This is a genomic window from Pseudomonas fluorescens, assembly GCF_000968015.1.
GTDB lineage: Bacteria > Pseudomonadota > Gammaproteobacteria > Pseudomonadales > Pseudomonadaceae > Aquipseudomonas > Aquipseudomonas fluorescens_W.
Genome location: NZ_LACH01000044.1, coordinates 13,050 through 37,002, shown reverse-complemented (window position 1 = coordinate 37,002; position 23,953 = coordinate 13,050). Strand labels below are relative to the sequence as shown.

Genomic DNA, 23,953 nt, shown 5'->3' with positions numbered 1-23,953 from the left:
TTATCAGGGTGCAGGAGGTTTTTTCACACCTTTCTTGCCTTTGGCAGGTTTGCTCACCGGACTCGCGACCTTGGCGACGGGGTCAGGGGTTACTGCGGTTTTTTCCTGCTTGATTGGCTCAGGGATGACCACCGGGACTTTCTGCTTGATTGGCTCAGGGGTTATCGCCGGGACTTTCTCTTCTATGGCATCGGCTGCACCGGGTGGTTGGGTCAGGCTGAAACCTGGCAGCGGCACGTCAAGCAATGTGTGCAGCTCACGCCAGAAGAGATTGTCTGCGCCGCGGGTTAGCAGCTCCGGCAGCAAGTTGGCGACGGCCGCGAGCACTTGTTGACGCTCTTCGACTTCAACCAGCATCAAAGGCAGGCTGTGCAGGCTTTTTTGTGGGTGGGTGGCGACCAGCAGTTTTTGCAGGCGCAGGGTTTCGCGCAGATCAAGCGGCTCGGCACTGTAGTCCTGAAGCAACACTTGCAGCTGCTGGATCAATTTTTCGACACTTTCCTTGCCCGGCTCGTCGCTGTCGCGGCCCAGCAGGAACAGGATCCGTATCAAGGCTTCCATCAGGCCGCCAAGGGGCAGGGCATCCTGCAAACGCTCGATCAAAACCTTGTCGTGCTGCTCGGCATGTTCCTGAAGATTTCGTCCGGGTGCATTGCCGGTGAGGCTGTTGAGTACGCCATACACGCCGTAGAAACACATTTCCTGTGCGACATCGCGCAGATCCCGATAGCCGTTCAAGGCGTCCTGCACCTGGTTGGAAAACAGTTCCTGCCAGACCAGCAACGGGTTGGTTTGGCTGGCGGGGTGACGATCCTTGCTTACCTGGGCGGCACTGCCTGCCAGCCACCACAGCGCCGGGTTCAAACTGCTCCAGGCCACTTGCTGCTGATGGAAAGGGTGCGCCCGGCGCAGCATTTCGGCGCTCGGTTCGTTGATCATCTGGCGCAACCACGGGCGTATGAATTCGTCGTACACATTGTTGTTGATAGCGGACGCGCGCTGGACCAGCGCAAATTCACGATCGTCATCACGGGGCGGCTGCACCTGGCCATGGATGTCGGCGATACGCCGGCGTTCGAAACGCACGGCATACGGCGTCGCCGAATTCTCCGGCAGGTCTTCGATCAGCATTTCATACAGCCCGGCTGACAGCGCATTGATCGCATCGACCGCACCGAGCAATTCACGATGTTCACGCCGCGCCACTTCACCGGACACGAAGATGCCCAGGTGACCGATACTCGCGTGCCTCAGGTAAACGATGGTACGTCCGGCATTTTGCAACGCGAGATCGCTAGGATAGACGTCAGTGATCCAGTCCAGTGCCTGCTGCGGGGAGGTGATGTTGTCGCCATACGAGCAGAACACCACCACCGGCACTTCAATCAGCTTGAGGTCAAGCCCGCTGCTCTTGCGCCCCAGGCCACCGGACAGCTGATTACCGATGAACAAGTCGTCGACAATCATCTCGATCTCTTCGCCATTGAGCAGGGTCGGGCTGCCCCACCAGCGTTCGAAATCCAGAAAGCGTGCGGCCTCGCTGTCGACTTCGCTGAACAGGTGGTAGTACTTGCCCCAATAGGTGTTGGCCGGGTCCAGGTTTTCGAAATTGCTGACCAGCCAGGTGCCGTCGAAACGGTCATTGCCGAGGTCGCTTCCCAAGCGTGCCATCCAGCCACCGCCCAGTAAACCTCCGGTGTAGCGCATCGGATTGCGGCCATTGACGCCGGCCCAGTACGACAACGGCGCACCATTGACGATGATCAGACCCGGCAGCTCGGGACGGGTGGCCGCGAGGCCCATTAACGCCCAGCCCGCCTGGCAGTTGCCGATTACCACGGGTTTGGTGCTGTCGGGATGTCGGGCGCTGACGACTTCGATGAACCGCGCCTGGGCTTCTGTGATATCGGCAAGGGTTTGCCCTGGGCGGGGCGAGTGACTGAAGGAGATGAAGTAGGTGGGGTGGCCGGCTCTCAGGCTCTCGCCGATGACCGAGTCCTGTTTAAAACCGCCGATGCCCGAGCCGTGACCGCCGCGGGGGTCGATGATGATCACAGGCTGTTTTTTGCTGTCGATCTGTTGTCCGGGGCCGCCGAGGATTTGCAACAGCGAGTAGTTGACCGGGCGGGACAGGTCTTCACCGGCGACCAGCGTTTCATGATTGAACTTGAGCAGCAGCGGATACCCGGCGCGCTCGTGAGCCAGGGTGTTGTCGCCGCGCTGACGCAAGGTGTCCCAGAACAACACGCTGCGTTGGCCAAGGTCCGTGAAGTATTCCTGCCAGTCAGCGGGCGTGGGCTGTCGGAGTTGCCCAAGGCTTAGAGGCGCGAAGGTTTTTGCCTGGCGCTTCCGCACGGCGTCGAGGACATTTTGGGTATTGAGGCGCTGCAGATGATTCAGGTGTTCGAACAAGCCGGCGGGTTCGGAGAACTCTTCATCTTGCAGCGCAATATTTAATTCCTGACCCATCGTGATCTCCTGACGCTGTACATGGGAACCGGCCCATCTGAACCCTTTAGTTAAAGAGGTCTAGCCCGGCCGTTCGATGAGCAGGAGTTTACAGCGAATAAGGAGGGCTTTAGCAAAGGTTATTTTGCACCGCACAAAAATAGACGTTGCCAAATAGTTTTGTGCACTGCAATATCAAGGCTAACGCGATGACTGGCCGGATCGCTATCGCGTCCTCAGGTCCATCAGGGCCTTCTAGTACCAGGAGATTCAAGCATGTCTTTTTTCAATTCGGAAAAACTGCAAACCGCTCAGAAAGCCAACCTCGATCTTTTGCAGCAAATCAGCGGCAAAGTCTTCGCCAGCGTTGAACAGCTCAGCCAGTTGCAGTTCAAGGCACTGCGTGACTCCACCGAAGAGCACTTCGAAGGTGTTCGCAAGCTGCTGGCCGTACGTGATCCACAAGGTTTCGCCGAGCTGCAGGCTTCTTTCACCCAGCCGAGTGCACAGACCGAACGTCTGGCCGAGTTCAATCGTCAGGTTCAAGCGCTGATCGTCGGTACTCAGTCGGACATCGCCAAACTGACTTCGGGTCAGGTCGAAGCGGGCACCCAGCAGGTGCAAGAGTTCGTTGAAGCCATCAGCAAGAATGCACCGGCCGGCTCCGAGCCAGTTGTGGCCGCGTTCAAGTCGAGCCTGGCGAATGCCGGCACTGTGTTCGAAAGCGCACAGAAAGCCGTAAAACAGGCTGCCGATGTAGCTCAGAGCAGTTTCGACGCAGCATCTGCCGCGGCGACCAAAGCTGCTCCAGAAGCAAGTGCCAAGGCTACTAGCGGTAACAAGTAAGTCGCATTAGATCAGCGGCACCAATGGCGATGGGTTTATTCCCCATCGCCATTTTTTTTCGGCCCGTTATCGGTGCCAGGTTTACCGCCGAACATGCCAAACAGGTTCTGGGTATTGAGGTACAACGCCTTGGACTGGTCGACATATTGGCGCATCAGGTCCTGCATCACCGGGGCCTGTTGATGCATGAAGTCGCTCCAGGCCTCGGACGACTGCGCGCCGGTCTGGGACTGGATGTCGATGACGGTCTGAATGCTCTTGTCCAGGTAACTGCCGAGAACGCCCTGATAAGGGCCGTAGAACTGGATAACCCCCAGCAGCATTTCGGTGGTGAAGATGGGCTCACCGCCGCTTTCGGCTTCCAGAATCACTTGCAGCAGGATGCTGCGCGTCAGGTCCTCGCCGCTCTTGGCATCGACCACCTGAAACGCCACTTTATCGACGACCAACTGACGAATGTCCGCCAGCGTCAGGTGACTGCTGGTGTGGGTGTCGTAGAGTCGGCGATTGGGGTACTTCTTGATCAGACGGGGCGAATCTGGCATGCGGGGTGTCTCGTGGCGAGCCTGGTTTGCAGGCATCTTAACCTACTCTCATCTTTGGCGCCTTTGAGGCCGACTTCGCGAGCAAGCCCGCTCCCACAGTTGACCGCATTCCCCCTGTGGGAGCGAGCCTGCTCGCGATGAGGCCCGCCATCACTGCGAAAATCCAGAATAAAAAAGAGGACTGCGCCGTCAAGCGAGTCCCCCTTGTGAACCTGAATTGGCTTACCAGATCGGCAGGGTGTAGCTGACGATCAGGCGATTTTCATCCAGGTCGCTGCCGAAGTTGGTCGAGCGCACCGTCGCGTTACGCCATTTCACCCCGACATTCTTCAGCGGCCCGCTCTGTACGACATAGCCGATGTCGGTATCCCGTTCCCATTCCTTGCCTTCCGGACGATTGCCGCCCAGATCGATGTTGTCGCCGGTGAGGTAGCGGGTCATGAAGGTCAGCCCCGGTACGCCGATGGCCGCAAAGTTGTAGTCGTAACGCGCTTGCCAGGACTTTTCGTCCTTGCTGGCGAAGTCGCCGATCTGCACGAAGTTCACCAGGAACGCATCAGTGCCGTTGACGTAGGCGTAGCCGGTGTCGCCGCTCATGCCTTGATAACCCAGACCGAACGCATGCCCGCCGAGGTTGTAGGTGAACATCGCGCCAATCGCATTGTTATCGACATTGCTGCCGCCATCGTCCGTGGAGCGGGCGAAGCGCAGATCTGTCTTCAGCGACTGGCCGGTTGTGACTGGCAACACGTAGGTCAGGTTGATCAGATGCTGGCTGTAGAAGTTGTCGAGGTGACCGTAGCTGTAGCCGGTGGCGAGGTTGCTGGTCCATTTGTAGTTCAGGCTGGCGAAATCGAAGCTGTCGCTGTCGACATGACGTGTGGTGATGCCCTTGGCGCCGGTTCGGGTGATGCCCATGTCCTCGTAGTCCGAGGAGTCGCGCTGATTGACCTGCGTCAGTCGCCCGGCATCCACGGTCAAGCCTTCGAGCTCCAGCGACGTCAACTGACCGCCCTTGAAGGTTTGCGGCAACAGCCGTGAATCGTTGGCCAGTAGCGTCGGCAGTTTCGGCAGCAACGTGCCGAGTTTCAGGGTGCTTTTAGAGGCGCGCACTTTGGCGGTCAGGCCCAGTTCGCCGTACTCGTCCTGCGCCCCTTTGCTTGTGTCGCGATGGCGTTTGAGCAGGCCGGAACCGGCGCGATCCGGGCTGGAATCGAGCTTGACGCCAACCAGGCCGATGGCATCGAAACCGACACCGATCAAACCGTCGGTGAAGCCCGATTCATAGCGCAGCAAGAAGCCCTGGGCCCATTCCTCTTGTTTGGATTGAGCGGCGTTGTCCTGGCGATAGTCACGGTTGAAATAGAAGTTGCGCAGCTCAAGACTGGCCTTGCTGTCTTTGACAAAGTCAGCAGCGGCGGGGGCCGAGAGGCTGATGACGCCGCCGGCCAGCAAGAGTCGGGTAGCGAGGGTGCGGGTGTTGCGGTCCATGGTGAAGCCCCTTTGTTTTTATTATGGAAAGACAGGTCCCGCGGCCCTCGCCAGGTGGGCGAGGGCTTATCGATAAAAAACGCGAACGCCGAAAAGACAGGAGCGTGGCGCCGCGTGCGGTTCAATCGTTAGAACTGTTCGGCGCTCAGGCCAAACAACGAGGCACTGCCCGCGCGGATGGATTGCTCCAGGCTCAGAATGCGTGGCAGGAGGCGGTGGATATAGAAGTCGGCGGTGGCGATTTTCGCGCCATAAAACCCTTCGTCTTCGTGCAGCTTTTGCTTGGCCACCTGAGCCATGCGCGCCCAAAGCCAGGCGTAGGCGACGTAACCGAACAGGTGCAAATACTCCACCGACGCGGCGCCGACTTCGTTGCGGTTGGTCGCGGCCTGATCCTGTAGCCAGTCGCTCAGGTCTTCCAGACGCTGCACGGCATCGAACAGTCGAGCGGAGTAGGGCGCGTCAGGCTGATGGGCGAAATGTCGGATTTCAGCGGTGAACTGGCGCAGCGCAACGCCCTTGTCGGCGAGCACTTTGCGTCCGAGCAGGTCCAGGGCTTGAATGCCGTTGGTGCCTTCGTAGATCTGCGCGATGCGCACGTCACGGACCAATTGTTCCTGGCCCCATTCTCGGATGTAGCCATGGCCGCCGAACACTTGCTGGCCGTTGATGCAGCTTTCGAGGCCGGTGTCGGTGAAAAATGCCTTGGCTACTGGAGTGAGCAGCGCGACCAGCGTTTGCGCGCTGTCGCGTTCGTTGGCGTCATCGGAAAACTTCGCCAGATCGAGTTGCTGACCGACATAACTGGCGAACGCTCGTCCACCTTCGGTCATGGCTTTCATGCTCAGCAACATGCGGCGCACATCAGGATGGACGATGATCGGGTCGGCCACTTTGTCCGGAGCAACAGCACCGGTCGGCGCGCGGCTCTGCACACGTTCTCGGGCGTAAGCCACGGCGCTTTGATAGGACGCTTCGGCGCAGCCAATGCCTTGAATGCCGATGGACAAGCGCTCGTAGTTCATCATGGTGAACATCGCCGCCAGGCCTTTGTTGGCCTCGCCAACCAGCCAGCCGCTGGCGCCATCGAAGTTCATCACGCAGGTGGCCGAGGCCTTGATGCCCATCTTGTGTTCGATCGAACCGCAACTCACGGCGTTGGCAGCGCCGAGGGAACCGTCAGCATTGACCCGCACTTTGGGCACGACAAACAGCGAGATGCCTTTCGGTCCCGCCGGTGCGTCCGGCAGTTTCGCCAGCACCAGATGGACAATGTTTTCGGTCAGGTCCTGATCGCCACCGGTGATGAAGATCTTGCTGCCGGTAATGCTGAAGCTGCCGTCGGCCTGTGGTTCGGCGCGGGTGCGGATAATCCCCAGATCGGTGCCAGCGTGAGCTTCGGTCAGGCACATGGAACCGGCCCAGCGGCCTTCGTACATAGGCGGCAGGTAGAGGTTTTTCAGGGTGTCGCTGGCGTGGGCATCCAGTGCCAGGCAGGCGCCGGAACTCAACGCTGAATACAGGGCGAAGCTGGAATTGGCGCCGTAGAGCATTTCTTCGAACTGCACGGCGAGCATCTTCGGCATGCCCATGCCGCCGAAATCGGTGTTACCGGAAAGGCCTACCCAGCCGCCTTCGATGTAGGTGGCATAAGCCTGTTTGAAACCGATTGGCGTGCTGACCTGGCCATCGACCCACTGGGCGCCTTCCTCGTCGCCACTGCGATTCAATGGCGCAATCAGGTGCGCGGTGACTTTGGCCGCCTCCTCAAGAATGGCGTCAGCGGTGGCGGCGTCGACACTGTCGGCCAGGGCGGGCAGGCGTGCCCACAGGGCCGGGGCGTCGAACACTTCATGCAAGACAAAGCGCATGTCGCGCAGCGGGGCGTTGAATTCGGGCATAACGTGAACCTCAAAAGGTTGTGCGATGGGCACGGCGCTGCTTGAGCGGGCCGTGCCCTTTCAATCAATGGCTGGAAGCGCTGGCGGCACCGAGGCCGGTCTGGGCGCGAACGAACTGGTCGGCGTAAGCGTCACGCTCTTTGTCGGCCCGCACGCTGCGGTCGAGTTTCGACACCACGACGATCACGAGGAACGCCAGCGGCATGGAGAACAGCGCCGGGTGGTCGTACGGGAAGATCGCGTGAGCATGGCCGAGCACGGTGACCCAGACGGCTGGCGACAGGATCACCAGCACCAGCGCGCAGATCAGGCCGGCGAAACCGCCGATGATCGCGCCTTTGGTGGTCAAGCCTTTCCAGTACATGGCCATGATCAGCACCGGGAAGTTGGTCGATGCGGCGATGCCGAAGGTCAGGCCCACCAGGAACGCGACGTTCATCTTCTCGAACAGAATGCCCAGCAGAATCGCGATGATGCCAAGGCCGACAGTGGCCATGCGGGTCACGCGCATTTCCTGTTTCTGGCTGGCTTTGCCTTTCTTGAACACCGTGGCGTAGAGGTCGTGGGATATCGCCGAGGCACCGGCCAGGGCCAGCCCGGAAACTACTGCCAGAATGGTGGCGAAGGCCACGGCCGAGAGGAAACCGAAGAACAGGTTGCCACCGACCGCTTTGGCCAGGTGCATGGCGACCATGTTGCCGCCGCCAATCAAGGCGCCGCCGACTTCACCATTAACGTAGTACTGCGGGTCGGTGCCGATGATCACCATCGCGGCAAAGCCCAGGGTGCAGACGACAAGGAAGAAGAAACCGATGAAACCGGTGGCGTAGAACACCGACTTACGCGCTTCCTTGGCGTTAGGCACGGTGAAGAAGCGCATCAGGATGTGCGGCAGACCGGCAATCCCGAACACCAGGCCCAGCGACATCGAAGCGGTGTTGATCGGGTCGGCAAGCATCGAGCCAGGGCCCATGATGTTCCAGCCACTGGCGTGGGCTTCGACGGCTTTGGTGGCCAGGGTTTCGTAGCTGAAACCGAATTGCGACATCGCCATGACCGCCAGGGTCGTGCCGCCGGCAAGCAGCAACACAGCCTTGATGATCTGCACCCAGGTGGTGGCGATCATGCCGCCGAAGATCACGTACACCAGCATCAGCGCGCCGACGATCACCACCGCAACCGGGTAGTCGAGACCGAACAGCAATTTGATCAACTGACCGGCACCGACCATCTGCACGATCAGATAGCAGCACACCACCGTCAGCGAACCGAAGGCGGCGAAGATCCGCACTTTGTTCTGGTCCAGTCGATAGGACACGATGTCGGCAAAGGTGTAGCGCCCCAGATTGCGCAAACGCTCGGCCATCAGGAAGGTGATGATCGGCCAGCCGACGAAGAAGCCGATGGTATAGATGAAGCCGTCGTAGCCCTTGGCAAACACCAGGCTGGACAGCCCCAGCAGCGTGGCGGCGGACATGTAGTCGCCGGCAATCGCCAGACCGTTCTGGAACCCGGTGATGCCACCGCCCGCAGTGTAGAAATCCGACGTGGATTTGGTTTGCCGCGCGGCCCACCAAGTGATGGCCAGCGTGCCCAGCACGAAGACGAAGAACATGCCGATCGCATGCAGGTTGAGCGGTTGTTTTTCCACCGCACCCAGCGCGGGTGCAGCCAGCACAACGGAGGCCGGCAACAGCCCGGCAGCGGCGAGGAGAAGTTTACGCAGAAGAGTCATTACTTGCTCTCCTCGAGAATGGCGGCGCCCAGTGCATCGAAACGCGTGTTAGCGCTGTAGACGTACCAGCCGGTCAGTAGCCAGGAAAAAATGATGATCGCCGCGCCAACCGGCATGCCCAGGGTCAACATCCGATGCTCGGCGAGCGGCGCATGCAGCCACTGCGGGGCAAACGCCACCACCAGCATGAACGCGTAGTAAGTGCCCAGCACCGCAGCACTCAGCGACCAGGCCAGGCGCGAACGGCTGCTCACCAATTGAAGGAATTTCGGGTTGGACCGAATGCGTTCACAGCGTTGGGTATCGGTTGAATGGATGTCGATCATGGGTGGCTCCACATTTGTTGTTATAGGCGTTTGAACGGGGCCGAATTCGGCGTGCACGAGCCCGAAGCGGCAGGTAAAACACCTGCCGCCGGGTGGTACAACGTCGGTTCGGGTTAGAGCGCTTTGGCCCTGTCGCGCAGGACGTACTTCTGGATTTTGCCGGTGGACGTTTTCGGCAACAGGGTGAAGATCACCGTGCGCGGCACTTTGAAGCCGGCCAGGTGTTCGCGGCAGAAACTGATGATGTCGGCCTCGCGAACGTCCTGGTGATCAGCCTTTAACGTGATAAAGGCGCAGGGCGTTTCGCCCCATTTCTCATCAGGGCGGGCGACGACGGCCGCTTCCATGACGGCTGGATGGCGATAGAGCACACCTTCCAGTTCGATGGTGGAAATGTTCTCGCCGCCGGAAATGATGATGTCCTTGAGTCGGTCCTTGATCTCGACGTAACCGTTCGGATGACACACCGCCAGGTCGCCGGTGTGGAACCAGCCGCCTTCGAACGCTTCGGCCGTGGCGGTCGGGTTCTTCAGGTAGCCCTTCATCACGGTGTTGCCGCGCATGAAGATCTCACCGATGGTCTGACCGTCCCGAGGGGTCGGCTCCAATGTCTTCGAGTCGCCGACCATCACGCCTTCGAGCGTCGGGTAGCGCACGCCCTGACGGGATTTGATTTGCGCCCGTTCGTCCAGCGGCAACTCATCCCATTCGGCATGCCACGCGCAAAGCGTCACCGGGCCATAGGTTTCGGTCAGGCCATAGACGTGGGTGACCTTGATGCCCATTTCTTCCACGGCACCGATCACTTTGGCCGGTGGTGCGGCACCGGCGACCATCGCGTTGACCGGGTGATCGATCGCCGCTTTAGCCGACTCCGGCATGTTGACCAAGGCATTGAGCACGATCGGCGCAGCGCACAGATGGGTGACCTGGTGCTCGCGGATCAGCGTGAGGATTTTTTGTGGATCGACGCGACGCAGGAACACATGCACACCGGCCATGGCGGTGATGATCCACGGGTAGCACCAACCGTTGCAATGGAACATCGGCAGGGTCCAGAGGTAGACCGGATGGTTGCCCATGGCCCAGGTCATCTGGTTGCCCAACGAGTTCAGGTACGCACCGCGATGGTGGTAAACAACGCCTTTGGGGTTGCCGGTGGTGCCAGAGGTGTAATTCAGCGAAATGGCGTCCCATTCGTTCGCCGGCCATTGCCAGGCGAATGCCGGATCGCCTTCGGCCAACAGCGCTTCATAGTCCAGATCGCTGACCGCCTGGCCTTCGCCGTACTCCGGGTCATTAACGTCGATGACCAGCGGCGGGTGATCGAGCATGCCAATGGCAGCGTGAATCACATCATGGAACTCGCGGTCGGTAATCAGCACCTTGGCTTCGCCATGTTGCAGCATGAAGGCGATGGCTTCGGCATCCAGACGCACGTTGAGTGGGTTGAGCACCGCACCAATCATCGGAACGCCGAAGTGCACTTCAAGCATCTCGGGAATGTTGGGCAGCATCACGGCCACCGTGTCGTTCTTGCCGATGCCGCGACCGGCCAGCGCCGAAGCCAGACGGCGGCAGCGGGTGTAGGTCTGCGCCCAGGTGCGGCGAATGGAACCATGGATGACAGCGGGGTAGTCCGGATAAACGCTGGCGGTGCGCTCGATGAAGCTGAGGGGAGACAAGGCAATATGATTGACAGCCGCAGGGCTTAGCCCTTGTTCATAGATCGACATGTACGGGTACTCGGTGGCTGATTGTTAGCTCTATAGGTGACCTTGCAGCGTCGCCGCTGAGGGCACCTTTTATGTCCGGTTTGCTTTATATAACATTCAGCTGCCGATATGGAAGTACAACCTACGTCATATAGGATATGTACTATATTTGATTCTTGCAGGTCTAAATCAATACAGTCACACCGCCAAGGCCGGTATATCCTTGGCTTCCCCAACGAAGCGGACCCGTGATGACCCTGACTCCCGTTCGATTGCACAGCTGGTTGCGCCTGCAGCGCGAGGGTGTGTCGCTGGCCGCCCGGGCCGATGCGTTGTGCCGTGCGCTGCAGGAATGTCCCGAGGTGCGCCGGGCGGTTTATTTGAGTTGGCAAACCAATGCGCGGATTTACAGCCACGAGGGTGCCGCCCAGCACTTTCCACCGGGCCTGGGCGACCCGTCGCTGGCCAGCGATCAGTTGCTGTTTGATCGACTGGTCGAGGCAGGGCGCCTGGATCTGGCGCAAGTTCGGCAACTCGATTGCTGGTTGTCCGGGCGACTGCGTCGCGCGGCTATCAGCCATGGCCAGGTGTTTGATCTGGCCTTGCAACCGGGGCAACCGGGGTTGTTGCTGGTGGAAGTGTGCGAGGGCGTCAGTCTTGATTGGCTGGGGTGGGTGCAGGACTTGCTGACGACCTTGCTGAGCAGCGTTAACGGCATGCTGCGCGGCTCACCGCTGTTAGGTCACGATCCACAGCCAAGTCTGTTGCTCGATGCGCAGGGCCGACCGCTGGAGTTCAATGCCGCGCTGTTGGCACTGCTCGCCGAAAAACCGCTGACTGATGTGCTGGGTTTTCTGCCGGTCAATCACCGGGTGCTGGTACGAGCCTGCCTCGACCAGCAACGCGCCATCGACGGGGTCGAAGCCCAATTCGAAGCGCAGATCCTGATCTGGACGTTTATCCCCGATCCACAGGACAACCGTGTGCTCGCCCGTTGCCGCGATGCCACGGCACAAGTGCTGGCCGAGCGTGAGGCCGCCACGGCGCGCCGGTTGTACCGGCTGATCATCGAGAACACCACCGACCTGATTTCCCGACACACCCCGGACGGACGCTTTCTTGATGCCTCGCCGGCGTCCTGGACGTTGCTCGGCTACTGGCCGGAAGAGTTGCGCGGGCAAATGGCCCAGGGTTTGTTCCATGGCCAGGACCTGGCCAGTCTGGTGCAGCGCGCGCGGGATGCACTGGAGCAGGACGGTTATCACACGATGACCTATCGCATTCGCCATCGAGACGGGCATTACCTGTGGTTCGAAACCGCGAGCCGGGCGATTCGTGAGACCTACACCGGGGCAGTGGTTGAAGTGGTCAGCGTGTCCCGGGACATTACCGCCCGGGTGCAAGCCGAAGAGAACAAGCGGCGCCTGGCGGAAGTCGTTGAAGCCAACACCGATCCGGTGTTGTTCATCGACCCCGAGGGGCAAGTTACTTACCTCAATCCAGCGGCGCGGCGCATCCTCGGGATCGACGAGCAACAACCGATGCCAGCCCTGGCGCAATTGTTTGCCAGCGCCGACCTGGCACGTCTGCAGCGTGATGGCTGGAGCAGCGCCGAACGCGACGGTGTCTGGAGCACCGATGCGCGATTGCAGCCACCGGGTGGCGGCACTTCAGTGCCGGTATCGCTGGTGCTGCTGGCACACCGTTCGGCCGGCGGCGAGCGCTATTATTCCTTGGTGGCGAGGGACATGACCGAGCGTGAACTGCGTGAAGTGCAGCAGCGCCGCCATCAGGACGAATTGGCCCACACCGCGCGGCTGGTCACCCTGGGTGAGTTGGCTTCGGGCATTGCTCACGAAATCAACCAGCCGTTGGCGGCGGTGGTCAATTACGCCAATGCCAGCCAGCGCTATTTACAGACGCTGGATTCAAATCCCCAGGCCGCCGCCCGAGTGGCGCAAGGGCTGGAACGCATTACCCATCACGCCACGCATGCTTCAGAAGTGATCAGGCGTTTACGCGCGTTTCTGCGCAAGGGACAACGCCGGATGCAGGCCCTGAACTTCACTGACGTCGCCCGCGAGGCCGTGCGTTTATGTGCCTGGGAAGCGAGCAATTGCCAAGTGACAATCGAGGATCGCCTGCCGGATAATCTGCCGCCGATTTATGCCGACCGGGTGCTGCTGGAGCAGGTGCTGCTCAATCTGTTGCGCAATGCCATCGACGCCAACCGCGAACAACATCCGGGGCAACCGTCGCTGATCGTGATGGCTGCGGGGCAGGGCAGTGGTGCAACCGTGGAAATCAGTGTGCAAGACCAGGGGCCAGGCGTCAGCGAGCCGGAACTGGAGCAGATATTTACCCCGTTCTATACCAGCAAGGCCGATGGCCTGGGGCTTGGTTTGTCCATGAGCCGCAGCATCATTGAAGGTTTCGGTGGCGAATTGCAGGCCCGGCGCCAACCTGTCGGGCTGCTGATGTGCTGCCGTTTGCCGCTGGCCGGCCCAACAAAACAACAACAGGAATAACGTAATGGCAGGTGTGACGGAGCACGTGGTGTATGTGGTCGACGACGATCAAGGCATGCTCGACTCAACGGTCTGGTTATTGGAATCGGTAGGGCTCAAGGCCTTGCCGTTTACCAGTGGCGTGGAGTTTCTCAGTGCTTGTGATGCCACGCTCGATGCCTGCGTGCTGCTCGATGTTCGCATGCCCGGCATGGGCGGTTTGAACGTGCAGGAAGAAATGCGCACACGCGAGCTGAACCTGCCGATCATTTTCGTCAGCGGGCACGCGGATGTTCCGATCGTGGTTCGCGCCTTCAAGGCAGGCGCCCATGACTTCATCGAGAAGCCCTATAACGAGCAATTGCTGCTGGACAGCGTGCAACAGGCACTCAGTAACTGCGCGGCAAACCGCTCGGGCAATCAGGGGCACGAAGCCTTGCAGGCACGCTTGCTCACACTGACCCCACGGGAGCGCGATGTCTTGCTGCCGCTGGTCCAGGGTTACACCACCCGTGAAATCGCTGAGCAACTGGGCGTGAGCGCAAAAACCGTCGACCTGTATCGCTCGCGGGTGATGAAACGCATGCAGGCCAATACCTTGCCGGACCTGGTGGGCATGGCCATCGCCGCTGAACTGGTTGATCCGCTGAAGCTGCGGTGATTTGCGCAGGGGTAACAGGGGTGTCAGATGAATCCACCCCTCACCCCAGCCCTCTCCCCATAGGGGAGAGGGGGAAAGGGAGCCGATCTCCACGCTTTTCAAAGCCTGCGTTCACCTTGATATTTCAGGTCGATGTAACTCTAAGAACAACTCGGTCAGTCCCCTCTACCCTTTGGGGAGAGGGTTAGGGTGAGGGGTGGATCCTGAGCCAGACACTTATCCAGCACCGCCATTCTCGCGTTCTCCATTGAACGTCTATGCTGGGCTAACCGATCTCATTCCTCTGCAGCGATCTGCAAGGAGGCCGCAATGGTGCCCACATCCAGTTCCGAGAAGGCGTTCACTCGCAGTCTGCTCGATGTTTTGATCCGTGCCGGGTTGATTGCCGTACTGGTGCTGTTCTGCTTTGAGATCTTCAGCCCGTTCCGTGACCTCATGCTGTGGTCGGTGATCCTGGCGATCACCCTTTATCCATTACAAGTGCGGCTCAAGGGGCCGCTGGGTCAGAAAGACGGCCATATTGCGACGCTGATTGTGCTGATCGCTATCATTGTGCTCATGGTGCCGATCTATCTGTTGGTCACCTCGATTGCCGATTCGGTCTCGCATGCCATGACCACCGTCAAGGAAGGCAACTTCCATATTCCGCCACCCGCTGACTCAGTCGCTGACTGGCCGTTAGTGGGCAAGCGTCTCTCTGCCATATGGCTGCAGGCCTCAACCGATCTTCCCGACCTGACAGCGAAGTACCTGCCGCAGATAAAACATTTCAGCGTGAGTTTCCTCGGCAAACTGGCCGGCGTCGGCATGGGCTTCCTCACCTTTATCTTTGCATTGATCATCGCCGGCATCTTCATGGCCTATGGCGAGAGCGGCAGGCGCAGTGCGGTACAGATCGCTTCACGCATCAGCGATCCGGGCAAGGGGCCGAAAATCGCCGCACTGTGTACCGCAACGATCCGTGCGGTCGCGCTGGGGGTGGTTGGCATCGCTTTCATCCAGATGCTGCTGGTGGGCATCGGATTCGTACTCAAGGGTGTCCCCGGTGCAGGCCTGCTTGCCTTGGCGGTGCTGCTGCTCGGCATCATGCAATTGCCCGCGACGCTGATTACGGTTCCCGTGATTGCCTATGTGTTCGCCACCGAGGGGGCCAGCACGGCGACCATCGTCTTCGCCATTTATGTGTTCGTTGCCGGCCTGGTGGATAACGTACTCAAGCCCTTGCTGCTCGGGCGTGGTGTCGATGTGCCGATGCCGGTGGTGTTGATCGGTGCCCTGGGCGGCATGGTCACCAGTGGCATCCTCGGTCTGTTCATCGGCCCGGTGGTGCTTGCGGTCGGCTATCAGTTGTTCTGGCAATGGGTGGAGGATCCGCCGCCGAACAGACCGGACGTCCCGCCGACGTTATGACTGCCCGGGCTTGCGCTAGCATGAAAGGTGTTCAGGCCATTCGCTCTGACGAGCAGGGCTGCCACCATGACTGCACAGAATCATCAACTACTGGACCAGGTGCTGATCGCCCATGGTGGTCTGGAACGCTGGAACCACTTCAGTAAAGTTCGCGCCACGCTCGTGACCGGCGGCTCGCTGTGGGGCATGAAAGGGCTGACGCAAGACAGCGCACCCCGCCAGATGAGCGTTTGGCTGCATGAACAGCGCGCTTCGGTGATGCCATTCGGTGGGCCTGATCAACGAACGGCCTACACGCCGGACCGCATCGCCATCGAAACCACCACTGGCCAGGTGATTGCCGAGCGATCAGCGCCCCGGGAATCCTTTCGCGGTCACGGGGAAACAACCCCATGGGACCCACTTCAGCGAGCGTACTTCAACGGTTACGCGCTCTGGTCCTACCTGACCATGCCTTTCCTGTTCACCTTGCCAGGTGTCCTGGCCGAGGAAGTCGAGCCCTGGCAAGAGGGGACACAGCGCTGGCGACGACTACAGGTGACCTTTCCCCAGAGCATCGCCACTCACTGCGCGGTGCAGGAATTCTACTTCGACGAGGACTTCCTGCTTCGTCGACACGACTACAACGTGGACGTGAGTGGTGGCCTGCCTGCTACGCAGTATGTCCATGACTACGTTGAAGCAGACGGGCTGCGCATGCCCGGCAAACGGCGAGCCTATCGGCGCGGGGCGGACGGTCAGCCAGACAAGGATGCCTTGTTGGTGGCTATCGACCTCAGCGACATCAGCTACGCCTAGAGAGGGTTGAATCATGACCATCCATTCCTGGGAAAAACTCTACCTCGATGACCTGAGCCTGGGTCAGCCGTTCGAAAGCGACAGCCTGCGTGTCCATCGAGCGTCGATGCTGGCCTTCGCTCAGGAGTTCGACCCGCAACCGTTTCACCTCGATCCTGAAGCCGCCGAGCTGAGCCTGTTCCGTGGTCTGGCAGCCAGTGGCTGGAACACCGCAGCCTTGACCATGAAGCTGCTGGTGGAAAGCGTGCCATTGGCAGACGGGATCATCGGCCTGAGCATCGAGTTGAGCTGGCCGACGCCGACCTACCCGGATGACCTGTTACGTCTGCAATGCACCGTGCAGGCCATCGAACCGTCCAGCTCCAAACCAGATCGGGGGGTGGTGACCCTGTTCATGGAAACACTCAATCAGAATGACAAGGTCGTGCAGCGAGCCACCGGCAAACTGCTGGTCTTCAGAAGACCGGCGGCTGATTGAGAAGGCAGGCGTGTTCTTTGTCAATTACAGAGGCCGGAGGAGGCGTTTTGAAAACATTCCTGCTCAGGCCTAGCGCCTCAACGCTGAACATGTTGCGTCAAGCGTGCCTGCAACGCCGAGATGCGGTGCCGCCAACGTTAACCGAAAAAGCGCTCATCCCCGGCATTCCCAATGCTCGCTACTGGCTGGACCAGGATCTGACGCCGTTCATTCGGGATGTGAGTCAGGCCAACCTTAGAGAAGCCGAGGCGCTCGCCAGCGCAGGGCTGCCCAATGACACCCTGCCGCTGGCAAGCATGTTGGCCGTTTCGGGGGGCGGCGACGCAGGCACATTCGCGGGGGGCATCATTGCGGGATGGACCCTGCATGGGTCTCGACCGGTGTTCAAAGTCGTCACCGGCATTAGCGCTGGCGCCCTGGTCGCCCCGTTCGCCTACCTGGGGCCCCAGTACGACGGTGTCATTCTGGGTATCTGCAACGCAGTCGGTCCAAAAGACATTTTCCATGCGCGCAATGTGCTGACCCGTCTTGCCAGTGACGGTATTGCGCACAGCAAGCCACTGTCGCGGCTCATTGCACAGCACATCACGGCCGAGGTTCTTGCGGCGATCGCGTCGCAATACGCCAAAGGACGTCTGCTGATGATCGGCACCACCGACCTTGACTCTGGACGCCCGGTCACCTGGAACATGGGTGCTATCGCCTCCAGCCAGGCACCGGACGCGCTCGACCTGTTTCGCAACATCATGATCGCGTCGATGAGTATTCCCGGCGCCGTCTCACCCGTCATGATCGATGTGGAGGTTGACGGCGAACAGTTTCAGGAAATGCACGTGGACGGAGGCGTCCTGACTCAGGTGTTCCTTTACCCACCCGGCACGGTGATGGCGCTGAACCGTGTGACCGGGGCGCGTTTGCGTGATGAACGGCATTTCTATGTCATTCGCAACGGCAAGCTGGAGTTGCAGTGGTCCGGAACCAAGCGCCGCACCTTGAGCATCGGCGGTCGCGCCATCAGCGCATTGATCCAGACTCAGGGGATCAGCGATCTGGATCGCATTTACCGAATTGCTCAGCAGGATGGCGCGGACTTCAATCTGGCGTACATCGGCTCCGATTTTGATACTTCTCGCGCGCATAAATTCGATGGCGAGTACATGAAGCGCTTATTCGATTACGCCTTTCAACTCAGCGCGAAAGGGTATCCGTGGCATAAATCGCCGAATACGTGAGCGTGGGCCGGCGCTCTGCCTATTGCCAGTCAGTTAAGCCATAACACGATCTGTAGCAGCTGCAAAAGTGTCACTGCCCCAGAGAAATCAGCTGACCGGCTCGGCCGTACAACTCATCGCCCCTGAACCTGGCTTTTGGAAAATCACCCCGTTGCCGTCTTGCCAGAAGCGGTAGTTCCCCTGGGAATCCTTGCCCGTGTATTGGGTTCCCGTATCACTCGGCACCTGGTTCAGGGTGATCGAGGTGTTCGCCCATTTCAGGTACACGACACCCGGCTGCGTGTTGAAGAAGGTGGCGGCAATCAGTGCGTTAAACCCTGTACAGCGAAAAGCCAATGGGCCTTCGGTCAGCCTGTCTGGATCCTTGGTTCTCACAATGGCCGAGCCTTGACGTAGCTGGTGCGCGCGCTCGGCATAACTTCGGATCGTGCACGCCTTGAGGTCAGGCGTGGACGCGCACTGATTACGGGAGTCGATCCAGAACTGCTGGTCGATCAAGACTTTGTCTGGCCGCGGTACTGAACGTTCATCCGTGAGCGCCAGGCGATAAAGACGCGTCAATTCAATATCCATCTGTGCCAGTTGCCGATCGCGACAGATAAGCTTTTCGACGGATGCCCTTGCCGTGGCGCAGTCGAAGCTGGTCTTGAACGACGCCGCATTTGCGCAGGTGCTCGTCGCCGCGCAAACGCTGGCAGCGAGCAGACAGGTGAAAAGGGCCGTGACCGTTTTCATGTTGGCTTCACCCAGATCATGACGTGATCCCCGGTTTGCCATGGAACCTATCGATCTGTTGAACATTCATTCGTTCGCATTGGGTGTATCGCAGTGTAAGTCAGTGCTCAAAACTTGCCACACCGCCGGGCGCAGAAACGCATGTCTTGTAGCAGCTGGCGAAGCCTGCGTCCGGCTCTGTAGCAGCTGTCGAGCTTGCGAGGCTGCGTTCGGCTGCGCAGCAGTCGTGAAATCAGTGCTCTCGGTGAATCAGGTAGGCCGCGCTCGTCGGATTTACGACTGCTGCGCAGCCGAACGCAGCCTCGCAAGCTCGACAGCTGCTACATCGCACGTATGGGTTTACCGAGGATCCGCAGGGTATGTTAAAAAATGTTAGATTGAAAAAATACTTCACATAATCTGATCATTGGTAGATGATCTTCACCAGCCGGTATGACAACCTGATAACACGACAAAAACAGGATTGCCTTGATGTTCGATGAGATCCCGACAGTGCCCCTCAGCGGGTTTATCCGCTCGGCGCTGATCCTGTCTACCGCAGCCCTCTCTACAACGCGGCCAATGTCTGCGCCTTGCAGGCGCGCAAGCAGTCGCTGCTTTCCTCTGGAGTACCCCATGAATAACAAGAATGTCGGTGTTGTCGGTCTGGGCGCGATGGGCCTGGGCATCGCTCGCTCGTTGTTGCGCAGCGGTTTCAATGTGCATGCCTGTGATGTGCGGGCTGCGGTGACTGAACAGTTTGCCGGGGAGGGCGGCGTGGCGTGCACTTCGCCGTCGCACATGGCCGCTGAGTGCGACGTGATAGTGACCGTGGTGGTCAACGCCGAGCAGACCGAAACCGTACTGTTTGGTGAGGGTGGTGCCGTGGCCGCACTGCGTCCGGGCAGTATGGTGATCGGCTGCGCCACCGTCGCCCCGACGTACGCGGTGGATCTGGGCCAGCGCCTGGCCGCTTTGGGCCTGCTGTATCTGGATGCACCGATTTCCGGTGGCGCCGCCAAGGCGGCCGCTGGCGAGATGACCATGATGACCTCGGGGCCGGCCGACGCCTATACCAAGGCTGAGTCGATCCTGGCGGGCATGGCCGGCAAGGTTTATCGCCTGGGTGACGTTCATGGCCTGGGTTCGAAGGTCAAAATCATCAACCAGCTGCTCGCCGGGGTGCATATTGCCGCCTCTGCCGAAGCCATGGCGCTGGGCCTGCGTGAAGGGGTCGATGCCGATGCGCTGTATGAGGTGATCACCCATAGCGCTGGTAATTCCTGGATGTTCGAAAACCGCGTGCCGCACATTCTCAAGGCTGACTACACGCCGTTGTCCGCGGTGGATATTTTCGTCAAGGACCTGGGCCTTGTGCTGGATACCGCTCGGGCCAGCAAATTCCCGCTGCCGCTGTCGGCCACCGCTCACCAGATGTTCATGCAGGCATCCAGTGCCGGCTTTGGCCGTGAGGACGACTCGGCGGTGATCAAGATTTTCCCGGGCATCGAATTGCCGACTGCCAAGACTGAGTCCGTTTGAGGAACACCCCATGACTACCTCCACCGCACGCCCACTGCTGGGCTGCATCGCCGACGATTTCACCGGTGCCACGGACCTTGCCAACATGCTGGTGCGCGGCGGAATGCGTACCGTGCAAAGCATCGGTATCCCGAGCGCAGACGTTGCTGCCGGGCTTGATGCCGATGCGATTGTCATTGCTCTGAAGTCGCGCACCCTTCCTGTCGCCGACGCGGTCGAACAGTCCCTCGCCGCGCTGGCCTGGCTGCGCGAACAAGGCTGCGAGCAGATCTTCTTCAAATATTGCTCGACGTTCGACTCCACCGCGGCCGGCAATATCGGCCAGGTCAGCGAAGCGCTGCTGGCGGCGCTGGGCAGCGACTTCACCCTGGCCTGTCCGGCGTTTCCGGAGAATGGCCGGACGATCTTTCGCGGTCACTTGTTTGTGCAGGATCAACTGCTCAGCGAGTCGGGCATGCAGCATCACCCGTTGACGCCGATGACCGATGCCAATCTGGTTCGGGTCCTGCAATCGCAGACTGGCCTGAATGTCGGCCTGTTGCGCTACGACACCATTGCCCGCGGCGCTGAGCAGGTGCGTGCGCGAATCGCCGAGCTGAGGGCTGAAGGTGTCGGCATGGCCATCGCTGATGCCTTGTCGGATAGCGATCTGTATACCCTCGGCACCGCCTGTGCCGATCTGCCGTTGTTGACGGGTGGTTCGGGGCTGGCCCTGGGGTTGCCGGAAAATTTCCGTCGCGCCGGCAAGCTGCGCGACCTCGATGCCTCGAAACTCCCGGCGGTGTTCGGCGGGGAAGTGGTGTTGGCCGGCAGTGCTTCGATCGCCACCAATGGACAAGTGGCGGCCTGGCTCGAAGCCGGGCGGCCGGCCTTGCGGATTGATCCGTTGGCCTTGGCGGCGGGTGAACCGGTGGTGGCGCAAGCCTTGACCTTCGCCCGTGATAACAAGCAAACCGTATTGATCTACGCCACCAGCTCACCGGACGAGGTCAAGTCGGTGCAACAGCAACTGGGTGTCGAGCAGGCAGGCAGTCTGGTGGAAAACGCCTTTGGCGAAATTGCCCAAGGTCTGCGCCAGAGCGGCGTGCGTCGCTTCGTGATCGCCGGCGGAGAAACCTCGGGCGCGGTGGTTCAGGCGTTAGGCGTACAGCTGCTGCAGATCGGCGCGCAGATCGATCCGGGTGTGCCGGCGACCGTCAGCAGTACTGATGAACCTTTGGCGCTGGCACTCAAATCGGGCAACTTCGGTGGCCGCGACTTCTTCAGCAAAGCCTTGAGCCAACTCGCGGGAGGTGCTCAGTGAGTAACGAAAGTGCCCTGCGTGAAGAAATCTGCGAGGTTGGCCATAGCCTTTACCAGCGCGGCTACACCGTCGGCAGCGCCGGCAATATCAGCGCACGCCTGGACGATGGCTGGTTGATCACACCGACCGATGTCTGCCTCGGGCGCCTCGATCCCGCGACCATCGCCAAGGTCAACCTGGCCGGTGAATGGGTGTACGGTGACAAACCTTCAAAGACCCTGGCGCTGCATCGCCAGGTCTACGACCGCAACCCGAATGTCGGCGGCGTGGTGCATACCCATTCCACTCATCTGGTGGCGTTGACGCTGGCCGGTGTCTGGCAGGCGGACGACATCCTGCCGCCGCTGACGCCGTATCAGGTGATGAAAGTCGGGCATATCCCGTTGATTGGCTACCAGCGACCCGGTTCGCCGAAGGTTGCCGAGCAAGTCGCGCAGCTGGCCAATAGTGTTCGCGGCGTGATGCTCGAACGGCTGGGCCCGGTGGTCTGGGAAAGTTCGGTATCCAGGGCCAGTTACGCCCTGGAGGAGCTTGAAGAAACTGCGCGGCTCTGGCTGATGAGCCATCCCAAACCGGAACCCCTCGACCAGGCAGCTTTGGACGAGTTGCGAGAGACGTTCGGCGCGACCTGGTAAAGCGCTGGCTTAACACGACAAATCGATACAGCAGGCCCTGTACATGAGACGCGTAGCGACTCTCGACGGACCCGGCTTGCCTGAAAAAACAATAACAACAGGAAATCCAAGCATGACTCACCTTCACTGCGGCAATTTCAGATTCAGTGGCAGAACCGTTTCGTTTACCCGGCGTGGAGGGGTTCTGAAATGAGCCCGTTAATCCTGATGATTACCGCAGGGGTGGGCATCGCGCTGTTGTTGTTCCTGGTGCTCAAATACAAGTTCCAACCCTTCGTAGCGTTGATGCTGGTGAGCATTCTGGTGGCGCTGGTGGCCGGGGTGAAACCGGCCGATCTGGTGGCGACCATCGAAGGCGGCATGGGCAAGACCCTGGGCCATATCGCGATCATCATTGCCCTGGGCGCGATGATCGGGCGGATCATCGAACTCTCCGGTGGTGCCGAGGCGCTGGCCAAGACCCTGATCACTCGTTTCGGCAACCGGCGTACACCGCTGGCGCTGACGATTGCCGGGTTCATGGTCGGGGTGCCGGTGTTCTTCGAGGTCGGCGTGATCATCCTGATGCCGCTGGCCTATGGCATTGCGCGCAGTGCGCGTAAGCCGCTGTTGGTGTTCGCACTGCCGATGTGCGCGGCCTTGTTGACCGTACACGCCTTTCTGCCGCCACACCCGGGCGCCGTGGCCGCTGCCAGTCAATTGGGCGCGGACCTGGGTCGCGTGCTGATGTTCGGTCTGCCGCTCACCGCGTTCCTTTGCTATGTCGGCTACCGCGTGGCCGGGCGCATGACCCGTCGGGTGTACCCGATGACCGACGATATTCGTGCCGAGGTCTATGGCCCGCACGTCACCAACGAGGATCTGGCCGCTTGGTCCAATGGCAACGACAAGAGCCCTGAGCGAGCGGCTGTGGCCGTGTCGCACATGGGCCTGGAAGAATCCACCAGCAGCATCGTTTCCAAGTTGCCGCCGGCACCCCCACCGGGGTTTGGTCTGATCGTCAGCCTGATCCTGCTGCCCATCATTCTGATTCTGCTGGGGACGCTGTCCACCTCGTTGTTGCCTGCCGAATCGACCCTGCGCGGCATCATGACCGTGCTCGGCGCGCCGCTGGTGGCGCTGCTGATCGACACCTTGCTGTGTGCCTGGTTGCTGGGTTCGCGTCGGGGCTGGAGCCGGACTCAGGTGTCTGATGTGATCGGTTCGGCCTTGCCCGGTGTGGCCATGGTGATCCTGATTGCCGGTGCCGGCGGGGTGTTTGGCAAGGTGCTGGTGGATACCGGAATCGGCGCGGTAGTCTCCGATATGCTGCGCACCACCGGTCTGCCGGTGCTGGCGCTGGGCTTTCTGCTGACCATGCTGTTGCGCGCGGTGCAGGGCTCGACGACGGTGGCGCTGGTGACCACTGCCGGCATCATCAGCCCGCTGATCGCGACCCTCGATCTCACGGCGAATCACATGGCGCTGCTGTGCCTGGCCATGGGCGGTGGCGGGTTGGCCATGTCCCATATCAATGACGCCGGTTACTGGATCTTCACCAAGCTGTCCGGGCTGAACGTGGCCGACGGCTTGCGCACCTGGACGGTGTTGACCACCTTGCTCGGCACCTTGGGTTTCTGTATTACCTTGCTGATCTGGCCGTTTGTCTAACCAACTGTCGACCTGT

Annotated in this window: 19 protein-coding genes; 11 read left to right on the top strand and 8 right to left on the bottom strand. The window is 60.2% G+C overall.

The genetic code is table 11. The annotated features are described in order from the left end of the window. Window positions 1-3: 3 nt before the first annotated feature. The gene (locus VD17_RS19520) at window positions 4-2,469 is read right to left on the bottom strand and encodes a DUF3141 domain-containing protein (protein ID WP_046055231.1); all 2,466 of its coding nucleotides are present in this window, start codon (window positions 2,467-2,469) and stop codon (window positions 4-6) included. A gap of 255 nt (window positions 2,470-2,724) precedes the next feature. Here VD17_RS19520 and phaP point away from each other — a divergent pair, with 255 nt between their 5' ends. Beyond that, window positions 2,725-3,294: a TIGR01841 family phasin gene (gene phaP / locus VD17_RS19515; RefSeq protein WP_046055230.1), complete on the top strand. Its 570-nt coding sequence runs from the start codon at window positions 2,725-2,727 to the stop codon at window positions 3,292-3,294. A 35-nt stretch (window positions 3,295-3,329) separates the two neighbouring features. Here the strand turns inward: phaP and phaR are convergent, their stop codons facing one another. From phaR to VD17_RS19485, 6 genes are all read right to left on the bottom strand, one after another. Further along, entirely contained in the window at window positions 3,330-3,875 is a 546-nt protein-coding gene (gene phaR / locus VD17_RS19510) for a polyhydroxyalkanoate synthesis repressor PhaR (protein WP_046055229.1), read from the bottom strand. Window positions 3,876-4,061: 186 nt separating this feature from the next. After that, on the bottom strand, window positions 4,062-5,330 hold the full coding sequence (locus tag VD17_RS19505) for an OprD family porin (protein WP_046055228.1): 1,269 nt from the start codon (window positions 5,328-5,330) through the stop codon (window positions 4,062-4,064). A 128-nt stretch (window positions 5,331-5,458) separates the two neighbouring features. After that, entirely contained in the window at window positions 5,459-7,231 is a 1,773-nt protein-coding gene (locus tag VD17_RS19500) for an acyl-CoA dehydrogenase C-terminal domain-containing protein (protein ID WP_046055227.1), read from the bottom strand. 64 nt (window positions 7,232-7,295) lie between these two features. Continuing rightward, entirely contained in the window at window positions 7,296-8,966 is a 1,671-nt protein-coding gene (locus VD17_RS19495; RefSeq protein WP_046055226.1) for a cation acetate symporter, read from the bottom strand. Then, entirely contained in the window at window positions 8,966-9,292 is a 327-nt protein-coding gene (locus VD17_RS19490) for a DUF485 domain-containing protein (RefSeq protein WP_008146418.1), read from the bottom strand. The genes VD17_RS19495 and VD17_RS19490 overlap by 1 nt, the downstream gene beginning before the upstream one ends. Before the next feature lie 113 nt (window positions 9,293-9,405). After that, complete coding sequence (locus VD17_RS19485; RefSeq protein WP_046055225.1) at window positions 9,406-11,028, bottom strand: acyl-CoA synthetase; 1,623 nt, start codon at window positions 11,026-11,028, stop codon at window positions 9,406-9,408. A 230-nt stretch (window positions 11,029-11,258) separates the two neighbouring features. On the opposite strand from VD17_RS19485, the gene VD17_RS19480 reads away from it, so the two are divergent. The 6 genes from VD17_RS19480 (at window position 11,259) to VD17_RS19455 (ending at window position 18,093) form a co-directional block, all read left to right on the top strand. After that, complete coding sequence (locus VD17_RS19480; protein ID WP_046055224.1) at window positions 11,259-13,535, top strand: PAS domain-containing sensor histidine kinase; 2,277 nt, start codon at window positions 11,259-11,261, stop codon at window positions 13,533-13,535. A 4-nt stretch (window positions 13,536-13,539) separates the two neighbouring features. Beyond that, window positions 13,540-14,175, top strand: coding sequence for a response regulator transcription factor (locus VD17_RS19475; protein WP_046055223.1), 636 nt, complete (start codon window positions 13,540-13,542; stop codon window positions 14,173-14,175). A gap of 309 nt (window positions 14,176-14,484) precedes the next feature. Continuing rightward, the gene (locus VD17_RS19470) at window positions 14,485-15,585 is read left to right on the top strand and encodes an AI-2E family transporter (RefSeq protein ID WP_046055222.1); all 1,101 of its coding nucleotides are present in this window, start codon (window positions 14,485-14,487) and stop codon (window positions 15,583-15,585) included. A gap of 66 nt (window positions 15,586-15,651) precedes the next feature. Continuing rightward, on the top strand, window positions 15,652-16,383 hold the full coding sequence (locus VD17_RS19465; protein ID WP_046055221.1) for a hypothetical protein: 732 nt from the start codon (window positions 15,652-15,654) through the stop codon (window positions 16,381-16,383). Between the two features lie 13 nt (window positions 16,384-16,396). Continuing rightward, a complete protein-coding gene (locus tag VD17_RS19460) occupies window positions 16,397-16,861 on the top strand; it encodes a MaoC family dehydratase (protein ID WP_046055220.1) in 465 nt (154 codons plus the stop codon). A gap of 47 nt (window positions 16,862-16,908) precedes the next feature. Next, on the top strand, window positions 16,909-18,093 hold the full coding sequence (locus VD17_RS19455) for a patatin-like phospholipase family protein (protein ID WP_046055219.1): 1,185 nt from the start codon (window positions 16,909-16,911) through the stop codon (window positions 18,091-18,093). 87 nt (window positions 18,094-18,180) lie between these two features. Here the strand turns inward: VD17_RS19455 and VD17_RS19450 are convergent, their stop codons facing one another. Then, on the bottom strand, window positions 18,181-18,828 hold the full coding sequence (locus VD17_RS19450; protein WP_046055256.1) for an MliC family protein: 648 nt from the start codon (window positions 18,826-18,828) through the stop codon (window positions 18,181-18,183). Window positions 18,829-19,443: 615 nt separating this feature from the next. On the opposite strand from VD17_RS19450, the gene ltnD reads away from it, so the two are divergent. The 4 genes from ltnD to VD17_RS19430 all read left to right on the top strand — a co-directional run bounded on the left by ltnD (window position 19,444) and on the right by VD17_RS19430 (window position 23,937). Further along, window positions 19,444-20,349 carry an L-threonate dehydrogenase gene (ltnD, locus tag VD17_RS19445; protein ID WP_046055218.1) on the top strand — a complete coding sequence of 302 codons (906 nt, stop codon included), beginning with the start codon at window positions 19,444-19,446 and terminating at the stop codon, window positions 20,347-20,349. A gap of 10 nt (window positions 20,350-20,359) precedes the next feature. Beyond that, the gene (gene otnK / locus VD17_RS19440) at window positions 20,360-21,652 is read left to right on the top strand and encodes a 3-oxo-tetronate kinase (protein WP_046055217.1); all 1,293 of its coding nucleotides are present in this window, start codon (window positions 20,360-20,362) and stop codon (window positions 21,650-21,652) included. Further along, a complete protein-coding gene (gene otnC / locus VD17_RS19435; RefSeq protein WP_046055216.1) occupies window positions 21,649-22,287 on the top strand; it encodes a 3-oxo-tetronate 4-phosphate decarboxylase in 639 nt (212 codons plus the stop codon). The genes otnK and otnC overlap by 4 nt, the downstream gene beginning before the upstream one ends. A gap of 189 nt (window positions 22,288-22,476) precedes the next feature. Continuing rightward, entirely contained in the window at window positions 22,477-23,937 is a 1,461-nt protein-coding gene (locus VD17_RS19430) for a GntT/GntP/DsdX family permease (protein WP_046055215.1), read from the top strand. The last annotated feature ends 16 nt before the right edge of the window (window positions 23,938-23,953 follow it).